This window comes from Salinimicrobium soli, assembly GCF_048323655.1.
In the GTDB taxonomy this organism is placed as follows: Bacteria; Bacteroidota; Bacteroidia; order Flavobacteriales; family Flavobacteriaceae; genus Salinimicrobium; species Salinimicrobium soli.
This window is the reverse complement of the sequence record NZ_JBLUWW010000006.1, coordinates 20,180-33,649: the sequence shown is the minus strand read 5'-3', so window position 1 is coordinate 33,649 and position 13,470 is coordinate 20,180. Positions and strand designations below refer to the sequence as shown.

The window sequence follows — 13,470 nt, the reverse complement described above, 5'->3', positions numbered from 1 at the left end:
TTATTTAGTTGCTTTCTTCTTGTTGGCAACTGTTTTTCTTCTTCCTTTTCTGGTTCTGGAGTTATTCTTGGTTCTTTGTCCTCTTAACGGTAATCCCGCTCTGTGACGAATTCCTCTATAACTTCCAATATCCATCAATCGCTTAATGCTCAATTGAACTTCTGAACGCAATTCACCTTCGATCTTATAGCCACCAACAGCTTCACGGATTCGTCCGATTTCATCATCGTCCCAATCAGAAACTTTTTTCCCTTCTTCTACGTTGGCTTCTTTAAGGATCTCCTGAGCCCTGCTCTTTCCAATTCCGAAGATATAGGTCAATGCTATAACGCCTCGCTTTTGTTTTGGTATATCAACACCTGCAATTCTAGCCATAACTACCCTTGTCTTTGTTTAAATTTTGGATTCTTTTTGTTAATCACGTACAGTCTGCCTTTTCTACGCACAATCTTGCACTCGGCACTTCTTTTTTTAATTGATGCTCTAACTTTCATAGTTATTAGTATCTGTAAGTTATTCGAGCCTTTGATAAATCATAAGGACTCATTTCTAATTTCACTTTGTCCCCAGGCAATAACTTAATATAATGCATGCGCATTTTACCTGAAATATGTGCGGTCACAACATGACCATTCTCTAATTCCACACGGAACATTGCATTAGACAATGCTTCAATGATCGTTCCGTCTTGTTCTATTGCCGGTTGTTTTGCCATTATGCTACTGCTTTTCTGTTTTTACCGGTTTTCATCAACCCATCATAATGCCTGTTCAGCAAATATGAGTTAACCTGCTGCATGGTATCTATTGCAACTCCAACCATGATTAACAGCGAAGTACCTCCAAAAAATAACGCCCATCCCTGTTGTACTCCAAGCAGTGAAACGATAACTGCAGGGAACACTGCAATCATTGCAAGGAATATGGAACCCGGAAGGGTGATCTGTGACATAATTCGATCTAAAAATTCAGCGGTTTCAGATCCGGGACGTATCCCCGGAATAAATCCACCACTACGTTTAAGGTCATCAGCCATCTTATTGGTAGGTACCGTAATCGCGGTGTAAAAGTACGTAAAAATAATAATTAACAACGCAAACACCAGATTGTACCAGAAACCAAAGATATCACTGAAGGCAGCCGTTACTCCCTGTGCAGTTTCAGACTGTGAAAGCCCTGCAACTGCAGCCGGAATGAACATGATCGCCTGCGCAAAGATGATTGGCATTACCCCGGAAGCATTTAGCTTAAGGGGAATATATTGTCTTGAACCAAAAACATTCTTTTCATATCCGCCTGAAGCGGTTCTTCTTGCATATTGAACCGGTATCTGTCGCACCGCCATAACAAGCATAACACTTGCCAGGATGATCACAAACCAGATCACTAACTCAATAAGGACCATGATGGCCCCACCATTTGATTCAATTACCCTGGATACAAATTCCTGAATAAAAGCCTGAGGCAATGTCGCAATGATACCAACCATAATCAATAAGGAAATACCATTACCGATACCTTTATCAGTTATCTTTTCACCCAGCCACATTGCGAAGATGGTTCCCGTAGCCAGTATGATCACAGATGATACCACAAAAGTAACATTACTTTCAATCAAGAAGGCACTTGAAGGGAGTGTTGCAAAGAGATTATAGATATAACCCGGCCCCTGCACCAGCGTAATAGCAATTGTCAACCATCTCGTGATTTGATTGATCCTTCTTCTTCCACTCTCTCCTTCTTTTTGTAGTTTCTGAAGATAAGGAACCGCGATTCCCATCAACTGTACCACAATAGAAGCAGAAATATAGGGCATGATACCTAATGCAAAAACAGAAGCGTTAGAAAATGCCCCTCCTGTAAATGCATTAAGAAGACCTAAAAGACCTCCATCTGTTTGAGAAGATAAATTTGCTAATTGTGCTGCATCAACACCTGGAAGCACAACTTGCGCTCCAAAACGATACACCAACAACAAACCGAGGGTCACTAAAATTCTATTTTTTAGCTCCTCGATTTTCCAGATATTCTTTATTGTATTGATGAATTTCATTGCTTATCTATTATAAAGTAACAGCTTCACCACCAGCCGCCTCAATGGCTTGCTTTGCTGAGGCAGTAAATTTATGAACAGATATTTTCAACTTAGCTTTTAATTCTCCTCTACCTAATATCTTAACCATTTCATTTTTGCGTGCCAGACCGTTTTCAACCAACACTCCCATATCAACAGAATCTTTAACTTTTCCCTCGTCAACTAAAGTTTGAAGAGTGTCCAAGTTAATCCCCTGGTATTCTTTACGGTTAATGTTGTTGAATCCAAATTTAGGCACACGTCTTTGAAGTGGCATTTGCCCTCCTTCAAATCCTATTTTCCTGGAGTAACCAGAACGTGACTTGGCTCCTTTGTGACCACGGGTGGCTGTTCCACCTTTTCCTGATCCTTCACCACGACCAACACGTTTGTTGTTACTTTGAACTGAACCTTTTGCAGGTTTTAAGTTACTTAAATCCATGTGAATTTATTATTTGATTTCCTCAGCGGAAACTAAGTGTTTTACTTTATTTACCATACCAAGGATGTTTGGCGTATTCTCGTGCTCCACAACCTGCCCAATTTTCTTTAGGCCCAGTGCTTCCAAAGTACGTTTTTGGTTTTGAGTGCGCTTAATAGCACTTTTTACCTGAGTAACTTTAATTTTTCCCATCTTTCCTTGTTATTATCCTTTAAAAACCTTTTCAAGTGAAATACCTCTCTGTTTTGCAACAGTCTCGGCACTCCTCAATTGAAGCAGTGCATCAAAAGTAGCCTTCACCACGTTGTGTGGGTTTGAAGATCCCTGGTTCTTTGAAAGTACATCATGTACTCCAACAGATTCCAGTACCGCACGAATCGCTCCACCGGCAATTACTCCCGTACCGGGAGCTGCAGGTAACAACATAACTCTCGCACCACCGTACTTCCCTTTTTGCTCATGCGGAAGTGTACCCTTATTCAAAGGAATACGAACCAGGTTTTTCTTGGCGTCTTCTACTGCTTTTGAAATAGCATCTGCTACCTCTTTAGATTTTCCTAACCCGTGGCCTACAACACCATTTTCATCACCTACAACTACAATAGCAGAAAAACCAAATGCTCTACCACCTTTTGTAACTTTAGTAACACGTTGTACACCCACCAAACGATCTTTCAATTCAAGACCACCCGGTTTTACAAGTTCTACGTTTTTATAATCCTGATACATATCTTCTAGAATTTAAGTCCTCCTTCGCGAGCACCTTCTGCTAATGATTTAACTCTTCCGTGGTATAAGTAACCTCCCCTATCAAAAGAGATGGTGTCAATACCTGCCTTTAAGGCTTTTTCGGCGATGGCTTTACCAACTAAAGCAGCCTGTTCTTTTTTGCTAACTTCTGGTGAAGCAACATCTTTGTCTCTTGAAGAAGCGGCTACAATAGTAGTTCCGTCCTGGTCATTCACGATCTGAGCATAAATTTCTTTATTGCTACGGAAAATTGACATCCTTGGACGTTCTCCTGTACCGACGATATCCTTACGGATTCTCTTCTTTATCTTATTTCTTCTATCTTGTTTTGACAATGCCATATCTAAACTTATTAAGCTGATTTACCTGCTTTTCTTCTTAATTGCTCTCCTTTGAACTTAATACCTTTTCCTTTGTAAGGTTCTGGTGCACGGAAAGAACGAATTTTCGCAGCTACCTGGCCAACCAATTGCTTATCAAAAGAAGTCAATTTCACGATAGGGTTTTTACCCTTATCAGAGATTGTCTCTACTTTGACTTCCGGGGCCAAATCTATAATAATGTTGTGAGAGAACCCAACCGCAAGGTCTAATTTTTGACCCTGGTTTGAAGCTCTATATCCAACACCCACTAATTCCAGCTCTTTAGTATAGCCGTTAGCCACACCCTCGATCATGTTACTGATCAAGGCACGATATAGACCGTGCTTGGCTTTAAGATCTTTCTTATCTGAAGCGCGCTCAAAAGTGATAACCCCATCTTCGATTTTCACATCGATATCCTGGATCTCCTGCTTGAGTTCTCCTAATTTTCCTTTTACCGTAACAACTCCGTCTTTCAGGTCTACTGTAACACCTTCAGGAATTGTGATTGGATTTTTACCTATTCTTGACATTTCTTTGCGTCTTTAAATATTAGTAAACGTAGCACAATACCTCGCCACCAACTTTTTCTTGTTGTGCCTGCTTTCCGGTCATAACACCGTGAGAAGTAGAAACAATCGCGATACCCAATCCATTAAGGATACGTGGTAATTCGTTGGCACCGGCATACTTACGTAAACCAGGTTTACTTATTCGTTGAATTTTCTTAATCACAGGCTCTTTACTTACTTTATCGTATTTAAGAGCGATCTTGATGCTTCCCTGTGCGGTTGAGTCATCAAATTTGTAACTAAGGATATATCCCTGGTCGAATAAAATTTTAGTGATTTCCTTCTTAAGATTAGAAGCAGGGATTTCCACAACTCTATGGTTGGCTGCCACTGCATTTCTAATTCTTGTCAAATAATCTGCAATAGGATCTGTATTCATCTATTTCAATTTGCGGAAGTGGTTTTCGCTACTGACAATTATCAGGCCGAACCTTCCTCCAATTTATATTTCTACCAACTAGCTTTCTTTACCCCGGGAATTAATCCATTGTTTGCCATTTCCCTGAAAGTAACACGGGAAATACCAAACTGTCTCATGTACCCTCGTGGTCTTCCGGTTAGCTTACAACGATTGTGCAAACGAACTGGAGAAGAGTTTTTTGGCAGTTTTTGAAGCGCTTCGTAATCACCAGCTTCTTTCAAAGCTTTGCGTTTTTCAGCGTACTTATCTACCAATTTTTGTCTCTTAACCTCGCGGGCTTTCATTGATTCTTTAGCCATAATTAATTCTTTTTAAAGGGTAATCCTAGTTCAGTTAACAATGATTTTGCTTCCTTATCGGTATTGGCAGAAGTAACAAAAGTAATGTCCATACCATTAATTCTGTTCACCTTGTCAATATCGATCTCGGGGAAGATGATCTGTTCTGTAACACCCAGGTTATAGTTTCCTCTTCCATCAAAACCAGTAGCCTTGATCCCGTTGAAATCACGAACACGTGGTAGTGCCGATGTGATCAAACGATCTAAAAATTCATACATTCTCTCTCCTCGTAAAGTAACTTTAGCGCCAATTGGCATTCCTTTACGAAGTTTGAAAGAAGCAACGTCTTTTTTAGAAATGGTCGCAACCGCCTTTTGACCGGTGATAGCTGTTAATTCATCTACCGCATGATCAATAAGTTTCTTATCTGCTACAGCAGCTCCAACACCTCGGCTCACAACTATCTTCTGTAGTTTTGGAACCTCCATAACATTGGAGTAGCTGAATTCTTCTGTAAGAGCTGAGATTACTCTCTCTTTATACTCTTGTTTAAGTCTTGGTACGTATGCCATAACTAAATTACTTCATTGGATTTTTTGGAAAATCTTACTTTCTTACCATCCTCTGTTCTGTATCCAACTCTGGTAGTTTCACCATTCTTGTCTATCAAAGACAGGTTAGAGATATGAACAGGTGCCTCCTTCTTCTTGATTCCTCCCTGTGGGTTAGCTGCACTTGGCTTCTCATGTTTGGAAACCATGTTTACACCTTCCACGATTGCTTTGTTCTTATCCAGGAAGATCTGTTGTACTTTACCTTCCTGACCTTTATGATCTCCGGCAGTAACACGAACAGTATCTCCTGTTTTTATTTTAAGCTTTCTCATTTTAATTCTGTATTAAAGCACTTCAGGTGCCAATGATACAATCTTCATGAACTGCTTATCACGAAGTTCACGTGCTACAGGACCAAAAACACGGGTTCCTCTCATTTCCCCGGTAGGGTTAAGAAGAACACACGCATTGTCATCAAAACGGATATAAGATCCGTCTGGTCTGCGCACTTCTTTTTTGGTACGAACAACAACTGCTGTTGAAACTGCACCTTTTTTTACGTTTCCATTAGGTGTAGCTTCTTTAACACTGACAACTATTTTGTCTCCAACAGAAGCGTATCTTCTATTTGTACCGCCCAATACACGAATAACTAAAACTTCTTTAGCTCCGGTATTGTCTGCAACTCTTAATCTAGACTCTTGTTGTACCATAATTACTTCGCTCTTTCAATTATTTCTACTAATCTCCAGCATTTAGATTTACTTAAAGGACGAGTTTCCATGATCCTTACAGTATCTCCAATGTTGCAGTCGTTTGTTTCGTCGTGTGCCACGTATTTCTTCGTTTTCAAAACGAATTTTCCATACATGGGGTGTTTTACTTTTTTAGTTTCAGAAACCACGATTGATTTCATCATCTTATTACTGGTAACAACACCTATACGTTCTTTTCTTAAGTTTCTTTTTTCCATTTTCAGCAGAATAACACTTATTGTTGTTCTCTTTTAGTTAACTCTGTAGCAAGCCTCGCTATAGATCGTCTTACAGCTCTCAACTGTATTGGGTTCTCTAATGGCGATACTGCGTGAGCCATTTTTAGATCGGAATATGCTTTTCTTGACTTACCAAGTTCTTCCTGTAATTCTGCTACAGACAATTCTCTTACTTCTGATTGTTTCATAACGTCTCTTTTTAAGCTTGATAATCTCTAGCTACAATGAACTTAGTTTTCACAGGAAGCTTTTGAGCTGCAAGACGTAGCGCCTCTTTTGCAACATCATAAGACACACCTCCGATTTCAAAAAGTATTCTTCCTGGTTTCACAACTGCTGCCCAGTATTCAACGGCACCCTTACCTTTACCCATACGTACCTCCAGAGGTTTCTTAGTGATAGGTTTATCTGGAAAGATCTTGATCCAAAGGGAACCTTCTCTTTTCATATAACGGGTAGCGGCAATACGCGCAGCTTCTATTTGTCTCGCAGTCACAAAATTGGAGTCTAAAGACTTGATCCCAAAAGTTCCGTTCGAAAGTCTATGCCCTCTTTGAGCATTTCCCTTCATACGGCCCTTCTGCATTTTGCGATATTTTGTTCTTTTAGGCTGTAACATTTTTCTTTACTTTAAAAAATTACTTTCTACGACGTGATTTTGGTGCACCACTTCGTCCGGCTCCGGATTTTCCTCCTTGTTTTTTGGCCATGCCAACAAGTGGAGAAAGCTCTCTTTTACCGTATACCTCGCCTTTCATGATCCATACTTTTACACCCAATCTACCATAAGTAGTGTGAGCTTCAACTAAAGCATAATCGATGTCGGCTCTAAATGTTGACAATGGAATTCTTCCATCCTTGTAAGATTCTGAACGTGCCATCTCAGCACCGTTCAAACGGCCTGAAATCTGGATCTTAATCCCTTCAGCGTTCATTCTCATTGCAGCCGCAATAGCCATTTTGATTGCTCTACGGTAAGAGATACGATTCTCAATTTGTCTAGCAACACTGGATGCTACTAAATGAGCATCAAGTTCTGGCCTTTTAATCTCAAAGATGTTAATTTGAACTTCCTTGTCAGTGATCTTCTTAAGCTCTTCTTTCAACTTGTCTACCTCCTGTCCACCTTTCCCGATAATGATACCAGGACGGGCAGTGGTGATAGTAACGGTTACAAGTTTAAGTGTGCGCTCAATGATCACTCTTGATACACTCGCTTTAGAAAGACGAGCATGGATGTATTTTCTAATCTTATCGTCTTCGGCTAACTTGTCACCGTAGTCATTTCCTCCGTACCAGTTAGATTCCCATCCTCTGATGATACCAAGACGATTCCCGATTGGATTTGTTTTCTGTCCCATACTCTTACTTAGCTTTGTGTATTATTGTTTGATCCAAGCACCAATGTAACGTGATTGGAACGTTTTCTAATTCTATGTGCACGACCCTGTGGTGCAGGACGTAGTCTTTTCAACATACTACCTCCGTCAACACGAATCTCTTTTACAAACAACTCTGCATCTTCTATGCTAGCATCCTCGTTCTTTGTTTGCCAGTTAGCAATAGCCGACAATAAAAGTTTCTCAAGGCTTTTAGACGCATCCTTAGAATTGAATTTCAAAATTTGAAGCGCTTTTTCTACTTTTTCACCGCGAACAAGGTCTGCTACCAAACGCATTTTTCTTGGCGAAGTAGGGCAGTTATTCAACTTGGCAAAAGCTATTTGCTTCTTAGCTTCTTTAGTTTGCTCTGCTCTTTCTCTTTTACGAACTCCCATAGCTTCAATTATTTTTTACCTTTATTTTTAGCACCAGCATGACCCCTAAAAGATCTTGTTGGTGAAAATTCACCTAATTTGTGACCTACCATGTTCTCAGTAATGTACACAGGAACAAATTGACGTCCGTTGTGCACAGCAATAGTTTGCCCAACAAAATCAGGAGTGATCATTGAAGCCCTTGACCAGGTCTTGATAACCGCTTTCTTTCCGGATTCTGTGTTCTGAGCTACTTTTTGCTCTAGTTTATAGTGAACGTAAGGTCCTTTTTTTAATGAACGTGCCATATCTTATTATTTCTTTCTACGTTCTACAATATATTTATTACTCGCTTTCGTCTTAGAACGGGTTCTGTATCCTTTTGCAGGGATTCCCTTTCTAGAACGTGGGTGACCTCCAGAAGCACGACCTTCACCACCACCCATTGGGTGATCTACTGGGTTCATTACAACCGGTCTTGTTCTTGGTCTTCTACCCAACCATCTCTTTCTACCAGCTTTACCTGATACAAGCAATTGATGATCACTGTTTGAAACAGCACCAATAGTTGCCATACAGGTCGCCAGTACTCTCCTGATCTCTCCGGAAGGTAATTTGATGGTAGCGTATTTTCCCTCTCTTGCCATTAATTGAGCAAAAGCACCTGCACTACGAGCCATAACAGCTCCCTGGTGAGGTCTAAGCTCAATACAAGAAATGATAGTACCTAATGGAATATTAGCCAATGGCATAGCGTTTCCTATTTCAGGAGCACCAGCATCAGCTGTAGATACTACATTTTGCCCAACCTGAAGTCCATTTTGAGCAATAATATATCGTTTTTCACCGTCTTGATAATTCAATAAAGCGATAAAAGCCGTTCTGTTTGGATCATACTCGATAGTAGCGACAGTAGCCGGAATCCCGTGCTTGTCTCTTTTAAAATCGATGATCCTGTAACGCTTTTTATGACCACCACCAATATAGCGCATGGTCATTTTTCCCTGACTGTTTCTACCACCTGATCTTTTGTTCGGAGCTAATAAACTTTTCTCCGGCTTATCAGTAGTAATCGCGTCAAATCCGTTTACTACTCTAAATCGCTGACCAGGGGTGATTGGTTTTAATTTTCTAACTGACATTTTCTAATCTTAGAGATTACTATACAAATCAATAGTTTCACCTTCCGCCACCTGTACTAAGGCCTTTTTAAAGGCACTAGTTTTACCAGTGACCACACCCGTCTTTGTGTAACGGGTCTTTCTGTCTGGGCGGACATTAATAGTACGAACTTTAGTAACTGAAACACCATAAGCAGACTCAACTGCGTCTTTTATTTCAATCTTATTCGCCTTATTATCAACCACAAAAGCATACTTATTATTAAGCTCGCTATCTGCTGTGGCTTTCTCTGTAATAATAGGTTTTATTAAGATACTCATAATGCTTATTTACTTAAATTCGACTCAATTCCTTCTAGAGACCCCTCTAAAAACACAATATTATTTGCGTTTAAAATTTTGTAAGTGCTTAATTCTGAGGCACTTACAACTTCAGAGGCCTTTAAATTGCGTGACGACAAATATACGTTTTTATTTGAGTCACCCAACACTACCAAAGATTTTTTCCCTTCTAACCCCAAGGCTTTCAATACATCAATGAAATTTTTGGTCTTTGGAGTATCAAATGAAAAATCTTCAACCACGATAACAGAGTTATCATTTACCTTCATAGAAAGGGCAGATTTTCTTGCCAATCTCTTCAGGTTTTTGTTCAACTTGAAACCGTAATTTCTTGGACGTGGTCCAAAAACGCGACCTCCTCCTTTAAAAACAGGAGATTTGATACTTCCTGCACGTGCAGTACCAGTACCTTTTTGTTTTTTGATCTTACGGGTAGAACCTGCGATCTCAGCACGTTCTTTTGCTTTATGCGTTCCCTGACGTTGATTTGCCAGGTATTGCTTCACATCAAGATAAACAGCGTGGTTATTAGGCTCTATTGCAAAAACAGCATCAGAAAGGTTTGCCTTTCTCCCTGTTTCTTTTCCTTTAATGTCTAAAACTGCTACTTCCATTACTTCTGAATGATTACGTAAGAGTTTTTGTGACCTGGAACTGCTCCTTTAACTACAAGAAGGTTCTTTTCAGCAACCACTTTTAAAACTCTCAGGTTTTCTACTTTTACTTTTTCACCACCCATTCTACCGGCCATACGCATTCCTTTAAATACCCTTGCAGGATAGGATGCAGCACCAATAGAACCAGGAGCTCTTAATCGGTTGTGCTGACCGTGAGTCGCTTGACCAACTCCACCAAAGCCGTGACGCTTTACAACACCTTGAAAACCTTTACCTTTTGAAATACCGGAAACGTCTACAAATTCGCCTTCAGTAAAATGCTCAACGGTAATGGTATCACCTAATTTGTGCTCTCCTTCAAATCCCTTGAATTCAACGACTTTGCGCATTGCTGCGGCTCCGGCTTTTTTAGCGTGCCCTTCGGCAGCCTTATTAGCAGTCTTTTTGTCATCGAAACCAAGTTGAAGAGCTTCGTACCCGTCAACCTCCTCGGTTCTGACTTGGGTAATTACACATGGTCCTGCTTCAATAACGGTACAAGGAATGTTCTTTCCGTTCTCGTCAAAAATGCTGGTCATGCCAATCTTTTTTCCTATTAACCCAGACATAATTAATTATTAGTTATTAAATTATTTATTTAAAAATATTCAGGATTGAAAAACACTTCCAATCCTGAATGTATTTTTCTCCGTTTTTCCCTTGCCAACTGCTCGGGACATGTTATAGGCCTCGAAACCTGTTCGCGACCAAGTGCTTCATCACACTTTAATCTCTACCTCCACTCCACTTGGCAATTCAAGCTTCATCAAGGCATCAATAGTTTTAGAAGATGAACTGTAAATATCAAGTAACCTCTTGTAAGAGCTTAATTGAAATTGTTCTCTTGACTTCTTGTTCACGTGTGGAGAACGCAATACAGTAAAGATCTTCTTGTGTGTTGGCAATGGAATTGGACCAGTTACCACAGCACCCGTACTTTTTACGGTTTTTACGATTTTCTCGGCAGATTTATCTACCAGGTTATGATCGTAAGATTTTAGTTTTATTCTGATTTTTTGACTCATTTTCCTGATAATTAATCGTTAGCTCCTTTTGCTGCTTTAATTACTTCTTCTGAAACATTAGAAGGAGTTTCAGCATAGTGAGAAAATTCCATAGTAGAGGTTGCACGTCCAGATGAAAGGGTACGAAGTGTTGTAACGTAACCGAACATTTCAGAAAGTGGCACTTCAGCCTTAATAACTTTAGCTCCAGATCTGTCTGACATGTTGTTCACCTGTCCACGACGTCTGTTCAAATCTCCTACTATATCACCCATGTTCTCTTCAGGAGTAACCACTTCAACTTTCATGATTGGCTCAAGGATAACAGCACCTGCTTTTTTAGCAGCTTCTTTATATCCCATTTTTGCAGCCAATTCGAAAGAAAGCTGATCAGAATCCACAGGGTGGAAAGATCCGTCAACAAGATTTACTTTCAGTGTATCCATTGTAAATCCTGCAAGAGGTCCATTTTTCATTGCCTCTCTGAAACCTTTTTCTACAGAAGGAATAAATTCCTTAGGAATACGACCACCTTTGATCTCATCCACGAACTGAAGTCCAGGTCCTTTGAAATCTTCATCTACAGGTCCTAATTTGAATACGATATCACCAAATTTACCACGTCCACCAGATTGCTTTTTGTAAACCTCTCTGTGATCTGTTGATCTGGTAACTGCTTCTTTATACTCAACCTGAGGCTGACCCTGGTTAACTTCCACTTTAAATTCTCTCTTCAAACGATCCACAAGGATCTCAAGGTGAAGCTCACCCATTCCCGAGATAATTGTTTGACCTGAAGCCTCATCAGTTTTAACCTGGAAAGTTGGATCCTCTTCAGCCAGTTTAGCTAAAGCCATACCCATTTTATCCACATCTGCCTTTGTTTTTGGCTCAACAGAAATACCGATCACAGGATCAGGGAATGACATTGATTCAAGAACAATAGGGTGTTTCTCTGAAGTTAGCGTATCACCAGTCTTAATATCTTTAAAACCAACAGCTGCTCCAATATCACCAGCCTCAATACTATCGATAGGCTGTTGTTTGTTAGCATGCATTTGATAGATACGTGAAATACGTTCTTTCTTTCCAGAACGGTTATTCAATACGTATGATCCAGCGTCAAGTGTACCGGAGTAAACTCTAAAGAAAGCCAAACGTCCTACGAAAGGATCTGTAGCGATCTTAAATGCCAAAGCTGAGAAAGGAGAATCAACGTTTGGTTTACGGCTTTCTTCTTTTTCAGTATCAGGGTTAACCCCAACAATAGCTTCTACGTCAACCGGAGATGGAAGGTATCTCATTACCGCATCCAACATTGCCTGTACACCTTTGTTCTTGAACGCAGATCCACACATCATTGGGATGATAGACATATCAATTGTTGCAGCTCTTAGCGCAGCAATAATTTCGTCTTCAGTAATGGAGTTCTCATCTTCGAAGAATTTCTCCATAAGAGCTTCGTCATATTCAGCAACGGCTTCAACCAACTGAGCTCTATATTTATTTACATCTTCTTCAAGTTCCGCAGGAATTTCAATTGTATCATAGGTCATTCCGAAGTCTTCCTCATTCCAAACAATTGCTTTTTTGGAAATAAGATCAACCACACCTTTGAAATCAATTTCGTCTCCAATTGGAATTTGTAACGGCACCGGGTTACCTCCCAACATTTCTCTAACCTGGTTACACACGTTAAAGAAGTCAGCACCCTGACGGTCCATTTTATTTACAAATCCTAAACGGGGAACTCTATATTTATCAGCTTGTCTCCATACAGTTTCAGACTGAGGCTCAACCCCGTCAACTGCACTAAACAAAGCTACCATCCCGTCAAGTACACGCAATGAACGCTCTACCTCTACAGTAAAGTCAACGTGTCCGGGAGTATCAATAATATTTACGGTATATTCCTGATCGCGATAATTCCAGGTACAGTGAGTTGCAGCTGAAGTAATGGTAATACCACGCTCCTGCTCCTGCTCCATCCAGTCCATAGTCGCAGCACCATCGTGAACCTCACCAATCTTATGACTGATTCCCGTATAGAAAAGGATTCGCTCTGTCGTCGTCGTTTTACCGGCATCAATATGCGCGGCAATTCCAATATTTCTGGTAAATTTTAAATCTCTTTGTGCCATT

26 protein-coding genes are annotated in these 13,470 nt (G+C 40.2%); all 26 read right to left on the bottom strand.

Translation table 11 applies throughout. The features are described from left to right. Window positions 1–375 carry a 30S ribosomal protein S13 gene (gene rpsM, locus ACNORC_RS13790; RefSeq protein WP_418336247.1) on the bottom strand — a complete coding sequence of 125 codons (375 nt, stop codon included), beginning with the start codon at window positions 373–375 and terminating at the stop codon, window positions 1–3. A 2-nt stretch (window positions 376–377) separates the two neighbouring features. Next, entirely contained in the window at window positions 378–494 is a 117-nt protein-coding gene (gene ykgO, locus ACNORC_RS13785) for a type B 50S ribosomal protein L36 (protein ID WP_037325435.1), read from the bottom strand. Between the two features lie 5 nt (window positions 495–499). Next, a complete protein-coding gene (gene infA / locus ACNORC_RS13780) occupies window positions 500–715 on the bottom strand; it encodes a translation initiation factor IF-1 (protein ID WP_013073244.1) in 216 nt (71 codons plus the stop codon). Further along, complete coding sequence (gene secY / locus ACNORC_RS13775) at window positions 715–2,052, bottom strand: preprotein translocase subunit SecY (RefSeq protein WP_418336246.1); 1,338 nt, start codon at window positions 2,050–2,052, stop codon at window positions 715–717. Before secY ends, infA begins: the two co-directional genes overlap by 1 nt. Before the next feature lie 10 nt (window positions 2,053–2,062). Next, complete coding sequence (rplO, locus tag ACNORC_RS13770; protein WP_418336245.1) at window positions 2,063–2,515, bottom strand: 50S ribosomal protein L15; 453 nt, start codon at window positions 2,513–2,515, stop codon at window positions 2,063–2,065. 9 nt (window positions 2,516–2,524) lie between these two features. Further along, window positions 2,525–2,707: a 50S ribosomal protein L30 gene (rpmD, locus tag ACNORC_RS13765; RefSeq protein ID WP_418336244.1), complete on the bottom strand. Its 183-nt coding sequence runs from the start codon at window positions 2,705–2,707 to the stop codon at window positions 2,525–2,527. A 12-nt stretch (window positions 2,708–2,719) separates the two neighbouring features. Then, window positions 2,720–3,244 (bottom strand): 30S ribosomal protein S5, encoded by a 525-nt coding sequence (rpsE, locus tag ACNORC_RS13760; protein WP_029037144.1) that lies wholly within the window; start codon window positions 3,242–3,244, stop codon window positions 2,720–2,722. A 5-nt stretch (window positions 3,245–3,249) separates the two neighbouring features. Next, window positions 3,250–3,606 carry a 50S ribosomal protein L18 gene (gene rplR, locus ACNORC_RS13755; RefSeq protein WP_418336243.1) on the bottom strand — a complete coding sequence of 119 codons (357 nt, stop codon included), beginning with the start codon at window positions 3,604–3,606 and terminating at the stop codon, window positions 3,250–3,252. 11 nt (window positions 3,607–3,617) lie between these two features. Beyond that, window positions 3,618–4,160 carry a 50S ribosomal protein L6 gene (gene rplF, locus ACNORC_RS13750; RefSeq protein ID WP_418336242.1) on the bottom strand — a complete coding sequence of 181 codons (543 nt, stop codon included), beginning with the start codon at window positions 4,158–4,160 and terminating at the stop codon, window positions 3,618–3,620. 19 nt (window positions 4,161–4,179) lie between these two features. After that, entirely contained in the window at window positions 4,180–4,578 is a 399-nt protein-coding gene (gene rpsH / locus ACNORC_RS13745) for a 30S ribosomal protein S8 (protein WP_418336241.1), read from the bottom strand. Window positions 4,579–4,649: 71 nt separating this feature from the next. Next, window positions 4,650–4,919: a 30S ribosomal protein S14 gene (gene rpsN, locus ACNORC_RS13740; RefSeq protein WP_418336240.1), complete on the bottom strand. Its 270-nt coding sequence runs from the start codon at window positions 4,917–4,919 to the stop codon at window positions 4,650–4,652. 2 nt (window positions 4,920–4,921) lie between these two features. Further along, window positions 4,922–5,473, bottom strand: coding sequence for a 50S ribosomal protein L5 (gene rplE / locus ACNORC_RS13735; protein ID WP_418336239.1), 552 nt, complete (start codon window positions 5,471–5,473; stop codon window positions 4,922–4,924). Window positions 5,474–5,475: 2 nt separating this feature from the next. Beyond that, window positions 5,476–5,787, bottom strand: coding sequence for a 50S ribosomal protein L24 (gene rplX / locus ACNORC_RS13730; protein ID WP_418336238.1), 312 nt, complete (start codon window positions 5,785–5,787; stop codon window positions 5,476–5,478). Between the two features lie 12 nt (window positions 5,788–5,799). Then, window positions 5,800–6,168 carry a 50S ribosomal protein L14 gene (gene rplN, locus ACNORC_RS13725; protein WP_189604913.1) on the bottom strand — a complete coding sequence of 123 codons (369 nt, stop codon included), beginning with the start codon at window positions 6,166–6,168 and terminating at the stop codon, window positions 5,800–5,802. A 2-nt stretch (window positions 6,169–6,170) separates the two neighbouring features. Continuing rightward, window positions 6,171–6,428, bottom strand: coding sequence for a 30S ribosomal protein S17 (rpsQ, locus tag ACNORC_RS13720; protein ID WP_093113468.1), 258 nt, complete (start codon window positions 6,426–6,428; stop codon window positions 6,171–6,173). Window positions 6,429–6,445: 17 nt separating this feature from the next. Next, the gene (rpmC, locus tag ACNORC_RS13715) at window positions 6,446–6,637 is read right to left on the bottom strand and encodes a 50S ribosomal protein L29 (RefSeq protein ID WP_418336237.1); all 192 of its coding nucleotides are present in this window, start codon (window positions 6,635–6,637) and stop codon (window positions 6,446–6,448) included. Window positions 6,638–6,648: 11 nt separating this feature from the next. After that, window positions 6,649–7,068, bottom strand: a complete 420-nt coding sequence (rplP, locus tag ACNORC_RS13710; RefSeq protein ID WP_418336236.1) for a 50S ribosomal protein L16 — start codon at window positions 7,066–7,068, stop codon at window positions 6,649–6,651. 19 nt (window positions 7,069–7,087) lie between these two features. Then, a complete protein-coding gene (gene rpsC / locus ACNORC_RS13705; RefSeq protein ID WP_418336235.1) occupies window positions 7,088–7,810 on the bottom strand; it encodes a 30S ribosomal protein S3 in 723 nt (240 codons plus the stop codon). Window positions 7,811–7,818: 8 nt separating this feature from the next. After that, on the bottom strand, window positions 7,819–8,226 hold the full coding sequence (gene rplV / locus ACNORC_RS13700) for a 50S ribosomal protein L22 (RefSeq protein ID WP_418336234.1): 408 nt from the start codon (window positions 8,224–8,226) through the stop codon (window positions 7,819–7,821). 8 nt (window positions 8,227–8,234) lie between these two features. Beyond that, entirely contained in the window at window positions 8,235–8,513 is a 279-nt protein-coding gene (gene rpsS / locus ACNORC_RS13695; protein ID WP_029037132.1) for a 30S ribosomal protein S19, read from the bottom strand. A gap of 6 nt (window positions 8,514–8,519) precedes the next feature. Then, the gene (gene rplB / locus ACNORC_RS13690) at window positions 8,520–9,347 is read right to left on the bottom strand and encodes a 50S ribosomal protein L2 (protein WP_418336233.1); all 828 of its coding nucleotides are present in this window, start codon (window positions 9,345–9,347) and stop codon (window positions 8,520–8,522) included. Between the two features lie 9 nt (window positions 9,348–9,356). After that, entirely contained in the window at window positions 9,357–9,647 is a 291-nt protein-coding gene (rplW, locus tag ACNORC_RS13685; RefSeq protein WP_228915699.1) for a 50S ribosomal protein L23, read from the bottom strand. A gap of 5 nt (window positions 9,648–9,652) precedes the next feature. Then, a complete protein-coding gene (rplD, locus tag ACNORC_RS13680) occupies window positions 9,653–10,282 on the bottom strand; it encodes a 50S ribosomal protein L4 (RefSeq protein WP_418336232.1) in 630 nt (209 codons plus the stop codon). After that, window positions 10,282–10,893 carry a 50S ribosomal protein L3 gene (gene rplC / locus ACNORC_RS13675; RefSeq protein WP_418336231.1) on the bottom strand — a complete coding sequence of 204 codons (612 nt, stop codon included), beginning with the start codon at window positions 10,891–10,893 and terminating at the stop codon, window positions 10,282–10,284. The genes rplD and rplC overlap by 1 nt, the downstream gene beginning before the upstream one ends. 150 nt (window positions 10,894–11,043) lie before the next feature. Then, entirely contained in the window at window positions 11,044–11,349 is a 306-nt protein-coding gene (gene rpsJ, locus ACNORC_RS13670) for a 30S ribosomal protein S10 (RefSeq protein ID WP_010181931.1), read from the bottom strand. Window positions 11,350–11,360: 11 nt separating this feature from the next. Further along, on the bottom strand, window positions 11,361–13,469 hold the full coding sequence (gene fusA, locus ACNORC_RS13665; protein ID WP_418336230.1) for an elongation factor G: 2,109 nt from the start codon (window positions 13,467–13,469) through the stop codon (window positions 11,361–11,363). Between the last annotated feature and the right edge of the window lies 1 nt (window position 13,470).